This is a genomic window from Ruminococcus sp. CAG:330, assembly GCF_000437175.1.
Classification (GTDB): domain Bacteria; phylum Bacillota; class Clostridia; order Oscillospirales; family Ruminococcaceae; genus Ruminococcus_C.
In genome coordinates, this window is record NZ_FR898054.1 from 1,001 (window position 1) to 5,916 (window position 4,916).

The window sequence follows — 4,916 nt, forward strand, 5'->3', positions numbered from 1 at the left end:
TCGCTGCACTCTCTACAGTAATCGCTGTCTTTGAAAACATCATCACCATGACCGTGGAGCTGGGAAACTGGAGTCGGAAAAAGTCCCTGCTGGTCAATCTGGTGCTGATTTTCGTGCTGTCTGTTCCGGCGATTCTTGGATTCAACGTGCTCTCCGGTATCCACCCTATGGGCGGTACAAGCACCATCATGGATGCCGAGGATTTCCTGGTGTCCTCCAACATTCTGCCGCTCGGATCGCTGACCTATGTGCTCTTCTGCGTTCGCAAAAACGGCTGGGGATGGGATGCATTCCTGAACGAGGTAAACACCGGTTCCGGTTCGAAACTGCCGGCGTGGATTCGTGGCTATATGACCTATGCTCTGCCGGCGCTGGTATGCCTGATCTACCTCAAGGGCTACTATGATACATTCTCGCAGAAGAGCCTGCCGGTATTCTGCGCCTGGATGCTGTTCGCCGCAGCACTGCTGGCGCTGATCTTCTGGGCATCCTTCTCCCGCAAAAAATCTCCCTCGAAACTGGCAAAATAAAGGTCGTGTAAGGTATGGAAATTTCGCAGACGCTGCAAACGCTGGACGAACTGCTGCACCGGTGCAAACTAGCCGAGGCAGAACAATTTCTCCGAGACGCTGTCGCACAGGCGCAGGCATCCGGCGATACGGACACAGAAAAGACGCTGCGCAATGAGCAGATGGGATTCTATCGGGACTGCGGCCGTTTTCCGGAGATGCTGGAAACGGCTGCGTGCGCACGGGCGCTCTTTGAAAATGCCAGCGAGACAGAAACAATTCCCTATGCGACAACGCTGCTGAACTGTGCCAACGCCTACCGTGCCGCCGGACAGTATGATGCGGCATTTTCCGCCTATGATACGGTGCAGCATCTCTATGAAAAGCTGTTGCCGCCGGATGACGACCGTGTCGCCGGATTCTGGAACAATCTGGCACTGCTCTATCAGGAGACGGAGCAGTGGAATGAGTCGTGCCGTTGTCTGGAAACGGCACTGACGCTGGTGCGAAGCAAACCGAATAATGAGGTGCGGGTGGCAATTTCCAGCACCAACCTTGCCGTATCTCTGCTTCAGCTTTTCCAGACTGAGCGGGCGCTGGAACTGCTCCGTGAAGCAGACCGAATCCTCGCCGGATGTGCTCCCTCCGACTTTCATTATAGCGCCACGCTCGCCGGATTTGGCGATGCCTACTGGCAGAAAAAGGAATACCAGAGAGCAGCGGATTCTTACGAACAGGCACTCTCGGAAATTGAACTGCACATGGGGCAGAACAACTTCTATGAGATCGTGCTGGACAAGCTCCGCCGAACCTACGCAGCAATGGGGACATCACGTCCGAAACTCTCCGGACTGGAACTGTGCCGGCGCTATTATCTGGCGTTTGGCGCACCAATGCTGGAACGGGAATTTCCGGAACTTCTTCCCAAGCTGGCAATCGGGCTTGCCGGGGAAGGCTCGGAGTGTCTGGGATATGATGATGCCAATTCCAGAGATCACGACTTCGGCGCCGGCTTCTGTATCTGGGTGCCGGACGACATACCGGCGGAATCGGTACAGAAGCTGCGGAATGCCTATGCCACGCTCCCCCGTAGTTACTACGGCGTGACAAGACAGGAGACGCCGGAGGCAGATGGTCGGGTTGGCGTCTGCCGGATACGTGCCTTTTTCCAGCGCCTTTTGGGAACGGATGGCGTGCCGGAAACGGAATCCCAGTGGCTGTCGATCCCGGATGGCATGCTGGCTGCCGCTTGCAGCGGTGCGATCTTTCGGGATGATGCCGGAACATTTACCGCATACCGCCGCAGGCTTGCGCTGGGATATCCGGAGGAGGTTCGGCTGCGTTTGCTGGCACAGGCTGCCGGACGCATGGCGCAGTGCGGACAGTACAACTATTCCCGCATGCGCAGCCGTGGCGATCTTGCCACAGCACAGCTTTACTTGGCGGAGTTCTGCCGGAACGCCATGCTTGCGTGGCATCTGCTCCGCCGGAAATATGCACCCTATGAAAAGTGGCTGCTGCGGAGCACGGCGGAGTTAGAAGGCGGTGCGTGGCTGGCAGAGGAGATTCGCCAGCTGCTTCTGCCGTCGGCGGAAACTTCCGGCAGTGCGCACATCACCGCCATATGCAGCCGCATGGGAAAGGAGATTGCTGCAATGACTTCAAAAAAACCCTCGGAATATCTGGGCGACATGGCAAGAGAACTTGCCGCAGAGGCTCAGGCATTGGAAACACACCGTGCCACCGTGGAACGTCTGGCACGGCTGGAATTTGAGACATTTGACACCGTTCAAAACATCGGCGGGCGTGCTGCCTGCCAAGACGACTGGGAGACGTTTTCCATTATGCGCCGCATTATGCGCCGCAGCCAATATCTGCCGTGGCCGGAAGAACTGCTGGAAGAATGGCTCGCTGCATTCGAAACGGCAAAGGCATCCGGCAGAAACCTCATCATGGAAAAGTACGCCCGTATGATGGAACACACAGACCCGGAGAAATATGCCGCTTTCGCAGATCAGCTGCCGCCGCTGACACCGGAGTTTGTCCAGCTGCGGGAGGCGATTATCGCCATTCAGATTCCGTGGATGGAGGAATTTGCGGCAAAGTATCCCTATCTCACCAAACAGGCCAGAACCATTCACACCGCAGAAGATTCCAAAGCGCAAACCTCCTACGAAACCTACCTCCGTGGAGAATTGTCCGTCTATCCCTTTGACATACTGTACGGCTACGGCAGATGGGTGGTCTCCCTGCATCAGGCGGGTGAAAATCTGGCGTGCCTGACCATGGCGGAAACCGTGCGGGAGTACGGATACGATTCGCTGGAATCCGCAGAACAGGCGTACCGGAAAAGCAGCCAGCTGTTTTCATAAGCTTCATATAGAATCATTTTCACACTGCCGTTTCATCTGTCATGGAACGGCAGTTTTTTTGCATGCAACTATTTTTCTTGACATTTCGGCGGGGATATGGTATAATGGCTTTCATTATAAGTCCGAAATCGGACAATGGAGGTTTACAATGACTGTTTCGGAATTACAGTTACAGTTTATCCGTCTGTACAAAGAGATGGATGCCACATATTACCAGCTGGCAGCTGCACAGGAATTATCTCCAAGTGAGATGGACATTTATTACACCCTCTGTGTGCTGGGAGATGGCTGCCTGCAGCGGGATATCTGCAACTTGGCGCTGACCAGCAAGCAGACCATTAACTCTGCTCTGAAAAAATGGAGAAACAGGGCTTTCTTTGGCTGGAATCGGGAAAAGGCAGAGAGAAACACATCTATCTCACTCCGGCAGGCAAGAAGATACAGGAGCACCGTGTTCGTCCAATCTATCTGGCAGAACAGGCGGTGCTGGCAGAGATGGACGATCCGGAACAGACACAATTGATCGCCCTCCTGGAAAAATACATCCGGCTGCTGCAGCAGCGCACCGCCAACCTGCAAAAGGAGGAATTGCAATGACAAAATCCCGCATTCAGATTTCCGACCATTTCACCATTCCAAGATTGCTTCGTTTTGTCTTTCCTTCCATCATTATGATGATCTTTACTTCGATTTACGGCGTGGTGGATGGATTTTTCGTCTCCAATTATGTAGGGAAAACGCCGTTCGCAGCAGTCAATCTGATTATGCCGCTGCTCATGGCAATCGGCTCTATTGGGTTCATGCTGGGAACCGGCGGCAGTGCGCTGGTCGCAAAGACCTGCGGAGAGGGCGACAGCGAACGTGCCAACCGATACTTTTCCATGACAATCTATACAGCGCTTCTCCTTGGCACAATTCTGGCAGCCATTAGCTTCTGTCTGATTCGTCCCATTGCACGACTGATGGAAGCAGACGGCGCCATGCTGGAATACTGCGTTCTGTATGCGAGAATCCTCGTCTGTACGCTGCCGCTGTTCATGCTGCAAAACATGTTCCAGAGCTTTTTTATCACGGCGGAAAAACCAAAGCTTGGGTTATACGTCATCCTCGCTGCCGGCATCTCTAACATTGTGCTGGACTTTCTGTTCATCGCTGTCTTTCGCTGGGGGCTTGCCGGTGCAGCGATTGCCACTTCCATTGGCGAACTGATCGGCGGACTGGTGCCCATTCTCTACTTTTCCCGCCCTAACACCAGCCGGCTGAAGCTGGTCAGGACAAAGCTGGAGTGGCGTCCCATTTGGCGCAGCTGCTCCAATGGTTCCTCAGAGATGATGACCAATCTCTCCATGTCCCTCGTCAACACGCTGTACAACCTCCAGCTCATGCGGTTTGCCGGTGAGGACGGTGTCGCTGCCTACGGAGTTATCATGTATGTGAACTTCATTTTTGTGGCGATCTACATGGGATATTCCATCGGCAGTGCGCCCATTGTCGGCTATCACTATGGCGCAAAGCATCAGGAGGAACTGCGCGGACTGCTTCGCCGCAGCCTGTGGATTCTGGGCATTGGTGCGGTTCTGCTGACAGTTGCCGGCGAACTGTTCTCCTCTCCCCTGTCGAAAATCTTCGTCAGCTACGATGATGCTCTTTTCGCCATGACACGCCATGGCTTCCGGCTGTACAGCCTGTCCTATTTGCTTTGCGGATTCAACATCTTCGGCTCTGCCTTTTTCACAGCGCTAAACAACGGCATGGTTTCCGCTGTGATCTCCTTTGCACGGACGCTGGTCTTTCAGATCGTCTGTGTGCTGGTTCTGCCGATATTCCTGGAGTTGAACGGCATCTGGATCTCGATTCTTGTGGCGGAATTTCTGGGGATTCTGGTGACTGCATCGCTGCTGATCGCCAACCGCAAGAAATACAGCTACTTCTAATAAGCGAAAGTGCATTCCTCCCAGTACAGGGAAGAATGCACTTTTTTTGAGATATGGAAATGAAGAACAGGCGCTTAGAGCTTGTGTTCATAGGAAATATA

General features: G+C 53.8%; 3 protein-coding genes and 1 pseudogene. All 4 read left to right on the forward strand.

From position 1 onward, the window contains the following. Positions 1-530 (forward strand): annotated as a pseudogene (locus QZL66_RS06450) (sodium-dependent transporter); the annotation flags it as partial. A 14-nt stretch (positions 531-544) separates the two neighbouring features. Further along, positions 545-2,881 (forward strand): DUF4125 family protein, encoded by a 2,337-nt coding sequence (locus tag QZL66_RS06455; protein WP_022410914.1) that lies wholly within the window; start codon positions 545-547, stop codon positions 2,879-2,881. Positions 2,882-3,238: 357 nt separating this feature from the next. Continuing rightward, complete coding sequence (locus QZL66_RS06460) at positions 3,239-3,478, forward strand: hypothetical protein (protein ID WP_022410915.1); 240 nt, start codon at positions 3,239-3,241, stop codon at positions 3,476-3,478. Then, positions 3,475-4,815: an MATE family efflux transporter gene (locus tag QZL66_RS06465; protein WP_022410916.1), complete on the forward strand. Its 1,341-nt coding sequence runs from the start codon at positions 3,475-3,477 to the stop codon at positions 4,813-4,815. Before QZL66_RS06460 ends, QZL66_RS06465 begins: the two co-directional genes overlap by 4 nt. Positions 4,816-4,916 lie beyond the last annotated feature (101 nt).

What these genes read in the sequence shown, in the direction of transcription:
- QZL66_RS06455 (WP_022410914.1), top strand. Translation starts at nt 545, where the DNA reads ATGGAAATTTCGCAGACGCTGCAAACGCTGGACGAACTGCTGCACCGG.
- QZL66_RS06460 (WP_022410915.1), top strand. Translation starts at nt 3,239, where the DNA reads ATGGAGAAACAGGGCTTTCTTTGGCTGGAATCGGGAAAAGGCAGAGAG.
- QZL66_RS06465 (WP_022410916.1), top strand. Translation starts at nt 3,475, where the DNA reads ATGACAAAATCCCGCATTCAGATTTCCGACCATTTCACCATTCCAAGA.